This window comes from Rathayibacter tritici, assembly GCF_002932875.1.
GTDB classification, from domain to species: Bacteria; Actinomycetota; Actinomycetes; order Actinomycetales; family Microbacteriaceae; genus Rathayibacter; species Rathayibacter tritici.
The window spans coordinates 1-13973 of the sequence record NZ_PSWS01000035.1 but is presented as its reverse complement, the minus strand read 5'-3'; the positions used below and the strand labels follow the sequence as shown (position 1 = coordinate 13973).

Genomic DNA, 13973 nt, shown 5'->3' with positions numbered 1-13973 from the left:
CGGCTGGCGGGTTCGGGGGTCAGCACACCTGAGGAAACCAGTCACCGCACGGTCCCGCAAACTCGGCGCACACCCCGGCGATCGGAGTGCGGAAGGGCCCCGGCGCAGCGCGCGACGCGCCTCCGGCCGACGGTCTCGCGCACAACCCGCACGGGGGGGCGCGCCGAGTTTGCGGGACCGTGCGGTGACTGGTTTCCTCAGGTGTGCTGACCCCCGAACCCGCCAGCCGGGCCGAGAAAAGGAGCTGAGCGTGGCCGAGCGCGCGGGTACCGCGACCGGCGACATGCTGAGGCTGTTCGCCGACGGTCGGCCGCGCACCCGCGCCGAGCTGGTCGAGGAAACGGGGCTCGCGAGGACCGCGGTGATGACGCGGCTGGAGCTGTTCTTCGAGCTGGGACTGATCGCGCACCTCGACCGCGCACCCTCGACCGGCGGACGCCCCTCCGCCCGCCTGGTCTTCGACCCGGCTGTGCGCGCTCTCCTGGCCATCGACCTGGGCGCGGCGCACTCGACCATCGCGCTGACCGACTTCGATGGACGCATCATCGTCGAGCGCCGCGAGGAGCTCGACATCGCGCAGGGTCCGGAAGCAGTGCTCGGGCACGCGCTCGACGTGTGCGAGGACGTGCTCGTCGCGGCCGGCGCCGAGCGCTCCGTGCTCGCGGGCATCGGAGTCGGCGTGCCGGGCCCCGTCGAGCACGCCAGCGGCCGCCCGGTGCGCCCGCCGATCATGCCCGGCTGGGACGGCTTCGACATCCCCGCCTTCGTGCGCCGGCGCTTCGACACCACGGTGCTCGTCGACAACGACGTGAACCTGCTGGCGCTCGGCGAGCGGGCCTCGCGCTTCCCGCACGCCCTCGACCTGATGTTCGTAAAGGTCGGCACCGGCATCGGTGCGGGCATCGTCTCGTCCGGCCTGCTGCAGCGCGGCGCTCTCGGCTCCGCCGGCGACCTCGGCCACGTGCAGGTCCCGCGCACGGCCCCGGCCGCGGCGGGCGGTCAGGAGGGGGACCTCGAGGCGGTGGCCGGGGGCTCCGCCCTGGCCGCCGGGCTGGCCCGGGCGGGACGAGACGTGCAGTCGGTGCGCGACCTGATCGATCTGCTGAACGCACGCGACCCTGAAGCGGTCGAGGCAGCGCGGATCGCGGGCCTGCAACTCGGCGAGGTGCTGGCCACCTGCGTGAGCCTGCTGAACCCCTCCGTCATCGTGCTGGGCGGATCGGTCGCCCTGGCCAGCCCGGAGATCCTCGCGGCCGTGCGCTCGGTGATCGACGAGCGCTCGCTCCCGCTCGCGACGCAGCGGCTCGACCTGGTGACCGCCGAGCACGGAGGCAGCGGAGGCGTGCGGGGCGCGGCGCTGATGCTGCGCGGGCACCTGCTCAGCCCGGCAGTGGTCGACGGCTTCCTCGAGCAGCTGCGGGCGGAGGGCCGGGCGGGCCGCTAGTGCCGCCGTGCGCTCTGCAGGAGCCGGTGCGATGTGCAGGACCCCGTGCGATTCGCAGGGGATCCGGCGCGCGCGGGCGGCACGACGGGCAGAAACGGGCCTCGACGGCGCGATCCCCTGCGAATCGCACCGGCCGCACCCGGTCAGGAGCCGACCCCCGCGCGGTCGGCCGCCTCCGGCTGGGCGCCGAGAGCGGCGGCCACGGCGGCGTCGATCCGCGCCTGCTCCCCGGCGGCCCGGCGACGGCGGCGGACCACGGTCAGCACGATGAGCCCGGTCAGCAGGGCGAGCAGGAGCAGCGCGCTCCACGGGATGGCCGCGGCGACGGACTCGGCTGTGGCGACCGGAACGTCCGGGATGACGACAGCGGAGTCGGCCTGAGAAGCCTGGTCGGCGGTGACGACAGTGCCCGAGAGCGTGGCGCGGGCGGTCGCAACGAAGAGCGGCCAGACGCCGGCCACGGTCAGCGTCCGCGAGACGGACGTGCCGGGTAGCAACTCCGGCAGTGGCTCCGGATCGATCGCGGACACCGACGCTAGGCCGAACAGGCCGGCGACGTTGATCTCGGCGCCCGGTGCGATGCGGGTGTTGCCCGCGTTGGTCACGGTGTAGTCGACGGTCGCGGAGCCGGGAGCGAAGGGGTTCCCACCGCCGTCGTACGAGACGGTGAGGCCGTCGATCGCCAGGCGCGGGACGAGGTCGCCGCCGACGCGCAGGTACATCCGGGAGCCCAGGCGCCGGTCGACCGAGACTCCGGTCTCGCCCTGCACCAGGATCGAGGAGACGACGCCCGCCGCGTAGTCGCCGGGCGTGACGTCGTCGGGGACGGCGAGTTCGAACGGCACCTGCACGCTCTCGCCCGCGGGAACCGTGACCTCGGGGGCGTCGAACGAGATCCAGCTGCCCAGCTGGGTCGAGGGTTCCGCGGCGGGGAGCAGGTCGAGCTGACCCGCTTCGGTGATGTACCCGTCGGCCGCGTAGACGCGGAAGGTCTGCGGCTCGTCGTCGTAGTTCGACACGATCAGCGCGTCGCTCAGCTGCCCGCCCGGGTCGAGGGCATACGCATAGTTCGGCCGTTCGCTGCCCTGCTCGGTGTCGGCGGGGCGCACCCCCCAGGTGACGGCGGGGTCCGCCTCCTGAGCACCCGCCTGGCCGGCCGCGAGGAGCGTCACGAGCAGCAGGGCGGCGATGGTGCGGGTGGTGCGTGGCAGGAGCGACATCGATCAGGCTTCCGTTGCAGTGCGGATGCCTCCCGCGAGATGCCACTTGTGACGGCGACGCGCCGAGCGCGGGCGTCATAAGTGGCATCTCGCGGAGAGACGGGGAGGGAGGTGGGGCGGCCCGGGGGCCGCCCCACCGGGGCTAGCCGAGCGCGGTGAGCGTCAGCGTCGCGGTGTAGGTGCCGGTTCCGACCGAGAGCGGGAGCTTCAGGTCGAGGTCGGCGCCGAGGACCGAGGATCCGGTCGGGTGCTCGGCCGCGGCCGAGCCGAGGACGCGGGCGGTGGCGAGGCCGTCACCCGAGTCGAAGCCGGAGGGAACGGGAGCGCCGGCGACGGCACCGCCGTCGTTCTCCAGGACCTCGGGGGTCCAGCCGAGGTACTTGCCCGAGACGGTCGTGCTGCCGGCGCGGAAATCGCTCAGCTGTCCGGACACCGACCAGGCCGGCCCGTTGAGGCGCGAGTCGGTCACGCGGACCGGCACGAGCTCACCGGAGGCGGCGAAGTGGTCGCCCTTCTCCTCGGCGACACCGAGGTTCACCAGGTTGCTGGTGCCCTCGAGCGTCCAGGTCAGCTCGCCCTCGCGGGCCTCGGGGACGATGACGGCCACGGACTGGTCGCCCTCGGCCGCAGCGCCCGCCGCGGTTCCCGTGAAGTCGCCCGAGACAGCGGAGGCGGAGTTGCCCGCTCCGAAGTTGACCGCCGGAGCGTTGCCCGTAAGGACGATGCGTCCGCCGACCGTCGATCCCGCGAGCTGGACGTTGCCGGAGTTGCCCGACAGCGTCACATCGCCGCCGACGGTGTTGCCCAGCGTGCTGGACGAGCCGTCCGCTTCGGCGCCCAGAAGCACGCCGCGCGAGGAGCCAGTCACCGAGAGCGAGCCGCCGACGATCGCGCCCTGCACGTTCACGCCGAAGTCGCTGTCCGCGAAGACGGCGTCCCCGCCCACACTCGTCCGGTCCACGTCGACGTAGGTCGCCGCCGCGGTGCTCACTCCGCCCGCGACCGAGAGGTCGCTGAGCTCGACGTCGATGCCGCCGGCCTCGACCATCCCGCCGACCGTGAGGTCGCGCAGGTACAGGAAGCCGTTGCGGCTCCCCTCCGAGAGCGACACGACGTCTCCGCCGACGCTGGTGCCGTCGATCGAGATGCCGTACGCGTCGGTGCCGATGACGTCGCCGCCGATGGTCGCCGAGGTGGCGTCCAGCCAGGCGTCGTCGCCGACGATCACGTTGCCGGTGACGGTCACGTTGCCGAGGACGCAGGTGTCGCCCGCGGCGACGTTCAGGTCGCCGGTGATCGTCTGGTTCCCCAGCTCGGTGCTGCAGTCCGTCGTCGCCGCGAAGGCGGACGGTGCAGCGACCATCGCGAGGGACGCGGCCGCGAGGACCGCCGTGGGCGTCTTCCACTTCATGGGGGTTCTCCTCGGTGCGCTCGTGCGCGTCGTGCTGGTGGTGGTGCTGTCGGTGCGGCGCGCGCGGCGCGGGCTGCGCTCAGCCACGGAGCGCTGCGATCGCGGAGTAGCTGCGGGAAGCGGCCTCGAGGGAGTTCCCGGTGCTGGGCGGCGTCGCCAGGGTGGGAGCGGTGTCCTGCTCCCAGACGCCGAAGCGCTGGCCGCGGTCGCGCAGCTCCGAGAGGAACGCCTGGTAGGGCAGGTTGCCGGCGCCGAACTCGACGATGTCGTAGCCGTTGGTGTTGGCGTTGTTCGTCTTGCCGTCCTTGAGGTGCAGGATCGGGTAGCGGCGCGGGTTGCGCTTGATGTAGTCGAGCGGCTCGAAGCCCGGGTAGAGCTTCTTGCCGACGTAGGCCCAGTAGACGTCCATCTCGAGATACACGTGGCGCGGGTCGGTGTTGTCGTAGAACAGGTCGTACAGTCGGGTCGCCGGGTCGTCCGAGGCGAAAGCGAACTCGCCCGCGTGATTGTGCTGGTAGAGCTTCATGCCCGCGGCCGAGACCTGCTGGCCCCAGCGGTTCCACTCCTCCGCGGCGGCGAGGTAGCCCACCTTCGTGTTGACGTTGGTGGGCGCGTTGCCGGTGCCGAGGTGCGGCGTGCCGAGGATCTGCGCGATCTCGATCTGCTTCCCCAACTCCGAGCGGAGCAGGTTGGTGCCGACGTGCGAGCCGACGGCCCGCAGGCCGTTGTCGTCGAGCAGCTGACGGATCTGCTGCGGCGTGATCGCTCCGACGTTGCCCTGGGTGTAGCCGGCGAATTCGATCTCGCTGTAGCCGATGCGGCCGAGCTCCTCGAAGACGGCCCGGAAGCCCAGAGACGCGACCTTGTCCCGGACGCTGTAGAGCTGGATGCCGATGCGGTTGATCGGGACCAGGCGCGTGGATCCGGACGAGGGCGCGGGTGCGGCCCCGGCAGGCGCCGCGAGGGCTCCCGCTCCGACGCCGACCGCGACCGTCGATGCGGCCAGGGCCGTCATCAGCGAGCGTCGGCTCATCGGCTTGGCCGTGATGGATGCGTGGTGGTGGTGCATCATTTCTCCTTCGAAATGGCAGGTGGTTCGGGGGGTGGGGCCGGCCCGGTTGGGCCGGCCCCTCCGCGATCGCTACTGCTGGACCGTGAGGTTCAACAGAGTGGACGCGGCGGTGGTGTTCGCCGTGGCGGTGTGGGTGACGGTGAGCTTGTAGCTGCCCGCGGCGAGCTTGGGCAGCGTCACGACGACATTCCCGTTCTCGTCGAGGGTGCCCGTGAGCATCGCGACGGTGGAGAGGTTCCTCTTCACCATCACGGTCACCTCGCCGGTGCCGGCGACGCCGGTGGCGGACTTCGCGCTGATCGAGACCTGCGCGCTGGCGCCGGGCTTGACCGGGTTCGGCGAGACGGTCGCGGTGAGCACCGAGGCGGCCTTCGAGACGATCAGACGGGCGGTGCCCTCCGACGCCGTGAAGGTGCCATCCGAGCCGTAGGCGGCGCGGAGGGTGTGTGTGCCGGCGCCGAGGGTCTGCGGGAGGGCGAAGGTCGCCTTCCCGTCCTTCAGCGCGGAGCGTCCGAGCTCGGTGGCGCCCTCGTACAGGACGACCTCTCCGCCGGGCGTTCCGCCCTCACCGGTGACGGTGACGGTCGCCTCTCCGGGTGCCCCGAAGCTCACGCGCGGAGCCGAGAGCGCCAAAGTCGTCGTGGAGGCGACAGTCGGGGCGTTTGCCGCGGCCAGGTCGATCGTGAACGACACCGTGCCGACGGTCGAGACGTTTCCGCCCGTGTCGGTGGCGCGGTACTGGATCGTCCGGGCGCCGTTCGTGGTGAACGGAACCGTGTACGCGCCGTTGGTGGCGCGGACCGTGGTCCACGTCGTGCCGTTGTCGGCGGAGTACTGGACGGTGGAGAGCGCTCCGTTGTCGGTCGCGGTGAGGCCGAGGGTCACGGGCTTGTTGTAGACGCCGCCGACTCCGGTGGGAGTTGCGGGGTCGAGCGTCGCCGCGACGGTCGGAGCCGTCTTGTCACCGGCGCCGACACCCTGGAAGGTGAGGGAGTCGAGCGACAGGCCGCTGGGCGAGGTCACGTAGAGCGACCCGGTGCCCTGGGGAGCGTTGGCGAAGGGGACGAGGACGTCCTTCCAGCCGGCTCCGGCGGGGATGGTCGCCGTGGCGAAGGGCGCTGCGTCAGCAGCGTTCCAGCGCAGATCGACCGTGCCTTCACCGGTGGCGCGGACCACGACGCCGGTCAGGTTGGCGACGTTCACCGGGTCCCAGCGCAGGAAGGATCCCGCACCGAGTCCGCTGACGGCGTTGCCGCCGCTGGCGGTGGTGTCCGCGTAGGGCAGGACGCCCTCCCGGGCGGCGTGCTCCGCCTCCTGCGTCTTCGGGTTCAGCCGCAGCGTCGCCTCGGCCGCGGCCGGGGGCAGTCCGTTGAAGCCGGCGTCCGTGTAGGTCACGACGACGGTGCCGTAGAGCAGCGCGCCGGGGCCGTGTTCGGGCGAGTCCTTCGAGGTGGGGAACGCTCCCGTGGCACCGGTGCCGGTGACCTCGGGGTGAGCGTGCTCGTCGTGGCCGAGGCCGTAGGTCCAGTTCACGCGGCTGCTGACGATCTGGTCGCCGTCTTCCGCGTCCTTACCGGTCACCCGGTAGGGGATCGCGTCGCCCCATGAGAAGAACGAGCCGTTGCCGGGCGTCTGGATCTGGATCTGCGGCGCCTGGTTGCCGACCGAGATGACCCGCGAGGTCAGGCTGAACTTGCCCTTGGCGTCGGTGACGCGCAGTCGGGCTGTGAACTGTCCGAGCTCGGTGTAGGTCTTCTTGGCCGTGACTCCCGTGGCGTCGAAGGTGCCGTCGCCGTCGAAGTCCCAGTCGTAGGTGAGTGCGTCACCCTCGGGATCGGTCGATCCCTTGGCGTCGAAGCTGACCTCGAGCGGCGTCTGGGACGCTGACAGCGGACTCGCCGTGAAACGCGCCTGCGGGGCCTTGTTGCCCTCGGCGTAATCGATCCGGTACAGGCCCGCGTCGGGGTTGGCGCGGAAGAATCCATCGCCGTACTCGAGCACATACATCGACCCGTCCGGGCCGAACTCCATGTCCATCGGGTTGTCGTGGATCGGCTGCGCGGCCTGACTGAGCGCCGCGTTGGGGAGGAAGTCCTCGATGTGCGTGACCGCGCGCTTCTCATCGAGCGTGAACGCCGCGATGTAGTCCTGCGAGAACTCGCCGAAGAAGGTCTTCTTGTCCCAGTAGGCCGGGAACTTCGACGTCGAACTGTTGTCCGCGTCGAAGTGGTAGACCGGTCCGCCCATCGGGCCCTGGCCGGTGCCGGTGCCGAAGGTGACGAGTTCGTCGAACGGCTGGTCACCCGGGTTGTCGCCGTAGTAGACGGTCGCCGCCTTGGCGTCCGGGATGTCGACGAGGCCGGTGTTCCAGCGCGAGTTGTTCTTCAGGTTCTCCGGGTCGAAGAAGCCGCGGGGCGTCGACGTCTCGAAGTTCCACTCGTTGTACGGCGCGTTGGGTCCGTGGACGTAGGGCCAGCCGGAGTTGTGCGGCTGGTCCAGTCCCGTGGCGTTCCACTCGACGAGGCCCATCGGGCCGCGGATGCCGTCGGCCGCAGCGGCCTTCGTGGCGTCGGGACCGTAGTCACCCCAGGAGAGAGTGTTCGTCTCGGCGTCCACATCGATCTTGAACGGGTTGCGGACACCCATCACGAAGATCTCGGGGCGGGTCTTCTCGGTTCCCACCGGGAAGAGGTTGCCCTCGGGAATCCGGTAGGACCCGTCGTCCTGCACGGCGATCCGGAGGATCTTGCCGCGGAGGTCGTTCGTGTTTCCGGCGCCGCGACGGGAGTCGAATCCCGGGTTCATCCGCGGCGCGTCGTTGTTCGGCGCGAAACCTGCGGCACCTGGCGCGCTCGCCGGAGTGTTGTCTCCGGTGGAGAGGTACAGGTTGCCATCGGCGTCCCAGTCGAAGTCGGCACCCACGTGGCAGCACTGCCCGCGCTGGGTCTCGACCTCGATGATCTTCTGCTCACTCGCCAGGTCCAGACCCGAGCCGGTCCACTTGAACCGCGAGAGGCGGTTGACGCCCTTCCACTGGTCCCAGTAGCTGTCGTCGGCACCCTCGGGGAGCATGTTGGGGGCGGCGCCGGTCGGCGTGTTCCCGGGAGGTGCGTAGACCAGGTAGATCCACTGGTTCTCGGCGAAATCGGGGTCGATGCCCACCGATTGCAGCCCGTCCTCAGAGTTCTGGTAGACGGGAATTGTGGCCACGACGCGCGTCGTGCCGGTCTTCGGATCGGTGTGGCGGATCTCGCCGTTCCGAGCGGTGTGCAGGACCGACTTATCCGGGAGGACGGCCAGGTCGAGGGGTTCGCCGACGTTCTTCGTCAGCAGAACCTTCTCGTAATTGCTCCAGTCGAGCGCGGACTCCGCGCCCGGCTCCGAGCCGTGGTCCACTCCGTCGTGGGCCGAGGCGGGCAGGCCGAGGGCGGTGAGTCCGGAGACCGTCACCAACCCGGCGATGCCGAGTGCGAGAAAACGCCTGATGCTTTTTCTCGAGGGTCGCTTACCATTCATGCGTGATGTGATTCCTTCAGTGAGGTGTTCATCGCAGAGGCCGGGTCCGTTGCTGTCCGCACGACGATGCGGATCCGGTCTCCTCCTGTCCGGCCCGTGGGCCGGCGTCTTGCACTCCCCCTCTCGCGGATGCCGATGGCGCGGCGGCCGGGATCGTCAGTGATCCGGGCGGCGCCGAGGTGGGGGTCGGCGCGAGATGGTTCCCGCGCCGACCCGGGCTGGTGGGGTCAGGACTCGAAGGCCGAGGGAAGGTACTCGGAGACGTTGTCCTTCGTGACGACCGGCGCAAAGAGCTGGATCTGGCGCGGGACGCCGAGCGAGCTGGTGTCGGCCATCGACTTGTTCTGCTCGACCAGGCGGGCGAGCTTGATGCCGTCCGCGGCCTGCGTCGAGGGGTAGACGACTGTGGCCTTGACCACGGAGTCGTCCGCCTCGATCGAGCGCATCACGTTGGCCGATCCGGCGCCGCCGACGAAGAGGAACTCGTCGCGTCCGGCGGTGTCGATCGCCGCGAGGACGCCCACACCCTGGTCGTCGTCGTGGTTCCAGATCGCGTCGATCTTCGGCGCCGCCTGGAGGAGGTTGGCCGCCGCCTGCTCTCCGCCCTGGACGGTGAAGTCCGCGGCAACGCGGTTGTCGACGTTCAGCCCGCAGCCCTCAAGTGCGTCCGAGAAGCCCTGGCTGCGCTCCTGGGTCAGCGGGAGGGAGTCGATGCCGGCGATCTCCGCGACTACGGCGCCGGGGTTGTCGCCCAGCTGCTCGCAGATGTAGGTGCCGGCGCTGACGCCCATGCCGTAGTTGTCGCCGAGGATCGTCGAGCGAGCGGCGAAGGGGCTGGAGAACTCGCGGTCGACATTGATCACGGTGATGCCCGCCTCCATCGCCTGGGTGGCGACCTGAGTGAGCGCTGCTCCGTCGATCGGCAGCAGCACGATTGCGTCGACGCCGTCGTTGATGAAGGTCTCGACCTGGCTGATCTGGAGGTTGACGTCGTTGGTGCCCTCCGCCGTGCGCAGCTCCACGTCGTCGTACTTCTCGGCCTCGGCGATGGCGGCGCGGCTGACGGCGCCCATCCAGCCGTGGTCGGCAGCGGGAGCGGTGAATCCGATGACGACGTTGTCGCCGGAGGCGTCGTTGTCGGAGGCGGCGACGGCCGCGGCGGTGCCGCCTGCGGCATTACCGGTCTCGACAGGGGCGTTGGAGATGCAGCCGGTGAGCATCAGCGCGACGGCGCCGAAGGCGATGCCGGCCGAGCCGAGTCGGGTGGTGCGGGTGAGTCGGCTGCGGGTGAAGGGGCGTGCGGGCATGGAAGTGATCTCCTTCGATCGATCCGAGGGGTCCGAGGGCACACGTGTCCTGCGGGGAAGTGACCTGAGTGGTCGGGTGGGGTGCTGGGTGTGGAGGAGCGGGGCCGGAGCCCCGGGGTCAGGACTTCCTGCCGCGCGCGGCGAACCGCTGCTGCAGCAGGACGGCGGCGACGATGATCGCGCCCTTCGCGACGGCCTGCGTCGAGGTCGACATGTTGTTCTGCGTGAAGACGTTGGTCAGGGTCGTGAAGATGAGGACGCCGAAGACGGTGCCGACGATGGTGCCGCGGCCGCCGGCCAGCAGCGTGCCGCCGACCACGACCGCTGCGATGGCGTCGAGCTCGTAGAGCAGGCCGTTGGTCGAGCTGCCCGCAGTCGTCCGGGCGAGCATCATGACGGCGGCGATGCCGGCGGTGAGCCCGGCGAGGCCGTAGACGTACATGGTGTGGCGGCGGACCTTGATGCCGGCGAGGCGGGCCGCCTCCGGGTTGCCGCCGACCGCGATGGTGCGTCGGCCGAAGGTGGTGCGGTTGAGCAGGATCCAGCCGGCGACGGCGACGACCACGAAGATGAGCACGAGCACTGGGATGCCGAGCACGTCAGCGCGGAAGAAGTCGAGGAACGGCGTGACGGTGACCACCTGAGTCTGTCGATTCGAGATCAGCTCGGCGAAGCCGCGCGCGGCGACCAGCATCGCCAGGGTCGCCATGAAGGCGACGACCCGGCCGTACGCGATCAGCGCACCGTTGATCAGACCGCAGACGAGGCCGACGACGACCGCGGTGAGCACGATCACCAGCCAGGAGGTGTTCGCCGCGTAGTACTGCGTCGACACCGTGCTCGCCCAGACCGTCGCGAGCCCCATCACGGAGCCGACCGAGAGGTCGATTCCTCCGGAGGTGATGACGAAGGTCATTCCGATGCTCAGCACGCCGATCACGGCGGCGAGCCGGAGGATCGTGAGCACGTTGTCGACGCTGGCGAAGCGCTCCCCCGCGGTCGCGAATCCGACGACGCAGAGAATCACCAGCGCGAGCAGCAGGCCGACGTTGCGACCCAGCGAGCCCTGCATGATCCTGGCCAGCCCCGAGCGGGCGTCCTTGGACGGGGTCCCGCCCGAGGCGCCCCCCGCTGCGGCTGACGCGTGACGGGCGGCGTCCTCCTGCGGACCGCCGATCGACGGCGACGCGGTGTCGAGCTGTCCGCTCACGCTGCACTTCCTTCCATAACGAGATCGAGCACGCGGTGCTCGTCGATCGAATCGGCCGGGCCCTCGTGGACCACGGCGCCGTCGGAGATCACGAGGACACGGTCCGAGAGCCCGAGGACCTCGCCGATCTCGCTGGAGACCACGAGCACGGCGGCGCCGTTGGTCGCGAGATCCCTGATCAGGGTGTAGATCTCGGCCCGCGCGCCGACGTCGACTCCACGGGTCGGCTCGTCGAGCAGGAGGACGCGGCAGCCGCGCACGAGCCAGCGGGCGAGGAGCGCCTTCTGCTGGTTGCCTCCGGAGAGGGTGCGGGCGTCGCGGTCGACCCCGGAGGGCCGCAGGTCGAGCGAGACCGCCTGCTCGGCCGCCGCTGCGCGCTCGGAGCGCTCGTCGAGGAAGCCGCGCTTGGCGAAGCGGTCGAAGGTCGAGAGGGTGATGTTGCGGTACACGGGCTCGTCCAGGAGCAGGCCCTGGCTCTTGCGCTCCTCCGGGCACAGGCCGATGCCGGCGTCCACGGCCGAGGTGACGGATCCGGCGCGCAGGCGCTTGCCCGCCACGCTGACCGTGCCGGTGCTCGCGCGGCGCGCGCCGTAGATGGTCTCGAGGATCTCGGAGCGGCCGGAGCCGACCAGACCCGCGAGGCCCACGACCTCGCCGGCGCGGATCTCGAGCGACACGTCCGAGAAGGAACCCTGCAGGCCCAGCTTCTCGACCTTCAGCAGCGTCTCGGCCTCGGTGTCCAGCTCCTGGCGGTCGGGGAAGACGTATTCGACGGCGCGGCCGGTCATCAGGGTGATGAGCTGCGCGGTCGGAGTGTCGGCGACGGCGAGGTTCTGCGCGACGGTGGCTCCGTCCTTGATCACGGTGATCCGGTCGCCGATGGCGCGGATCTCGTCGAGCCGGTGCGAGATGTAGACGATGGCGACCCCGGAGGCCGTCAGCTGACGGACCACGTGGAAGAGGTTCTCGACCTCCTCGGAGTCGAGCACGGCGGAGGGCTCGTCCATGATGATCACCCGCGCGTCGTGCGAGAGGGCTCGGGCCATCTGCACGATCTGCTTGCCGGCGGCGGAGAGGCTGCCGACCTCGCGGTTCGGCGATATCTCCTTGTGGCCGAGTCGCTCCATCAGCTCGCGGGTGATCCTCGTCGCTGTGGCGCGGGCGGTGAAGCCGGCGCGGGAGAGTTCGTGGCCCAGGAAGATGTTCTCGGCGACCGAGAGGCCGTCGACCACGTCGAGCTCCTGGTACATCGTCGCGATGCCCAGGGCGAGGGCGGCTGTCGGGGACGGGATCGTAACAACGTTCCCGTCGACGAGGATCTCGCCCTCCGTGGGCTGGTGTGCCCCGGCAAGGGTCTTGATGAGGGTGGACTTGCCCGCGCCGTTCTGGCCGAGGAGGCAGTGCACTTCACCGGGTCGGACATCGAGGTCGACGCCGTCGAGAGCACGGGCGCCGGGGAAGACCTTCACGATGCCGCGCATCTGCAGAAGCAGCTGCTGAGACTCGTCGGACGGGCGGGGAAGAGGCTGTGCAGCAGGGCTGCGGGGGTCTGCGGTGACCATGCGGATGAAGCTACTTCCACTTACGTCGCGGGTCAAGCAAAAGTTCTGAACCGATTCGAAGGCGGTTCGGGCGATTGCCCAGTCACGTCGGCCGGCTTGTGCTTGCGCGCCAGGCCGGGGATCCGCAGGATTACGCGACATCTGACGGCGGGCCTTGAGGCATCCCGTCCGCAAGAGAGCGCTCTCCTCGCCCTCCGACTGACCCCGCGCTCGTGCAGCCCGGGCGCGTCGCGTCGTCCCGCTCCTCTCGCGTTCCGCCCGAGCCCCGCGACCGCCGCGAAAGTCCGAAAGTTGTCGCACTCGGCGCCGAGTGCGACAACTCGTGGACTCTCGACGCTCGGCAGGCGCGACATCCGCTCGGAAGCGCGGCAGACTCCGGCGTCCGGTGGCGGCGGGATGGGTGGGGGACCTCGTCCGCGCGGCCGGAGGATCGGCGGGCGTTCGCGAATGCGTCGTCGGCGGCGAACGACGAGCTCCGCGAGCGTCCGGGAAAGCTGCGGGGGCTCCTGACGGATTTCGCGAATCAGTGCCGGTGGGGGGCGCTGGACGCGGAGGGAGTGGTGTCGTGGCTCGCGGCGAATGACCAGGACGTGGTGTGGGCGCGGAGCATCGCGGAGGCGTTCGCTGCAGCGGGCGGGGAGGGAGTGGTGTCCACGGTCGCGGACAGTGCGCTGGCCCTCGCGCTGGGGTCGGCGGGGGTGGCGCTGTCGCGGGAGGACATCAGGATCACTGCGGCGCAGGTGTACGAGGCACCCCTGGAGTGTTCCCGTTTCGGTGGACTCGGGTTTATGCCGCGAGTTCGTGGATGTCTCTATATCCTAACTCATACTCCTTTGGTGTCAAATAGCCGAGGCTGGAATGTCGTCGTCGCATGTTGTAGTAGGTCTCGATCCAGCGGAAGGTCGCTGTGCGGAGTGCTATGGGCGTCGGCCAGGGTGTGGTGTCGATGATTTCCTTTTTGTAGGACGCGAAGAAGGATTCGGCGACGGCATTGTCGTAGCAGATGCCGGTGCGACCGAGTGATCGGTCGATTTTATTCTCATCGCAGTAAGAAGCAAATTCCCGCGACGTGTGTTGCATTCCGCGGTCGGAGTGGGAAGCCACTCGGCCCGATGGTTTTCTGGTGTTTATCGGCTCTTCGCAGTTGAGGGTGTAGCCGTACGAGTGTGGGGTCGGCGCGTCGTGGCCGGGAGTGGGGTCGAGGTCTTCCGATGATGGAGGTTCCTACGCC

Annotated in this window: 10 protein-coding genes; 1 reads left to right on the top strand and 9 read right to left on the bottom strand. The window is 70.0% G+C overall.

The annotated features are described in order from the left end of the window. Positions 1-250 precede the first annotated feature (250 nt). Positions 251-1444, top strand: a complete 1194-nt coding sequence (locus tag C5D07_RS04655; protein WP_249028172.1) for an ROK family protein — start codon at positions 251-253, stop codon at positions 1442-1444. 143 nt (positions 1445-1587) lie between these two features. On the opposite strand, the gene C5D07_RS04650 is transcribed toward C5D07_RS04655, so the two are convergent. The 9 genes from C5D07_RS04650 to C5D07_RS04610 all read right to left on the bottom strand — a co-directional run bounded on the left by C5D07_RS04650 (position 1588) and on the right by C5D07_RS04610 (position 13846). After that, the gene (locus C5D07_RS04650) at positions 1588-2664 is read right to left on the bottom strand and encodes a WxL protein peptidoglycan domain-containing protein (protein WP_068250600.1); all 1077 of its coding nucleotides are present in this window, start codon (positions 2662-2664) and stop codon (positions 1588-1590) included. Positions 2665-2806: 142 nt separating this feature from the next. Continuing rightward, the gene (locus C5D07_RS04645) at positions 2807-4075 is read right to left on the bottom strand and encodes an autotransporter outer membrane beta-barrel domain-containing protein (protein ID WP_104258798.1); all 1269 of its coding nucleotides are present in this window, start codon (positions 4073-4075) and stop codon (positions 2807-2809) included. A 79-nt stretch (positions 4076-4154) separates the two neighbouring features. Then, complete coding sequence (locus C5D07_RS04640) at positions 4155-5147, bottom strand: sugar phosphate isomerase/epimerase family protein (protein ID WP_249028171.1); 993 nt, start codon at positions 5145-5147, stop codon at positions 4155-4157. Between the two features lie 69 nt (positions 5148-5216). Beyond that, positions 5217-8663 (bottom strand): PQQ-dependent sugar dehydrogenase, encoded by a 3447-nt coding sequence (locus tag C5D07_RS04635; RefSeq protein WP_104308637.1) that lies wholly within the window; start codon positions 8661-8663, stop codon positions 5217-5219. 227 nt (positions 8664-8890) lie between these two features. Beyond that, a complete protein-coding gene (locus C5D07_RS04630; RefSeq protein ID WP_068256797.1) occupies positions 8891-9970 on the bottom strand; it encodes a substrate-binding domain-containing protein in 1080 nt (359 codons plus the stop codon). Positions 9971-10088: 118 nt separating this feature from the next. Next, a complete protein-coding gene (locus tag C5D07_RS04625) occupies positions 10089-11042 on the bottom strand; it encodes an ABC transporter permease (protein ID WP_104258799.1) in 954 nt (317 codons plus the stop codon). Positions 11043-11176: 134 nt separating this feature from the next. After that, a complete protein-coding gene (locus C5D07_RS04620; RefSeq protein ID WP_208855058.1) occupies positions 11177-12661 on the bottom strand; it encodes a sugar ABC transporter ATP-binding protein in 1485 nt (494 codons plus the stop codon). A 604-nt stretch (positions 12662-13265) separates the two neighbouring features. Beyond that, positions 13266-13463 carry a hypothetical protein gene (locus C5D07_RS04615; RefSeq protein ID WP_146076800.1) on the bottom strand — a complete coding sequence of 66 codons (198 nt, stop codon included), beginning with the start codon at positions 13461-13463 and terminating at the stop codon, positions 13266-13268. A gap of 65 nt (positions 13464-13528) precedes the next feature. Beyond that, positions 13529-13846, bottom strand: a complete 318-nt coding sequence (locus tag C5D07_RS04610) for an integrase core domain-containing protein (protein ID WP_170063508.1) — start codon at positions 13844-13846, stop codon at positions 13529-13531. Positions 13847-13973 lie beyond the last annotated feature (127 nt).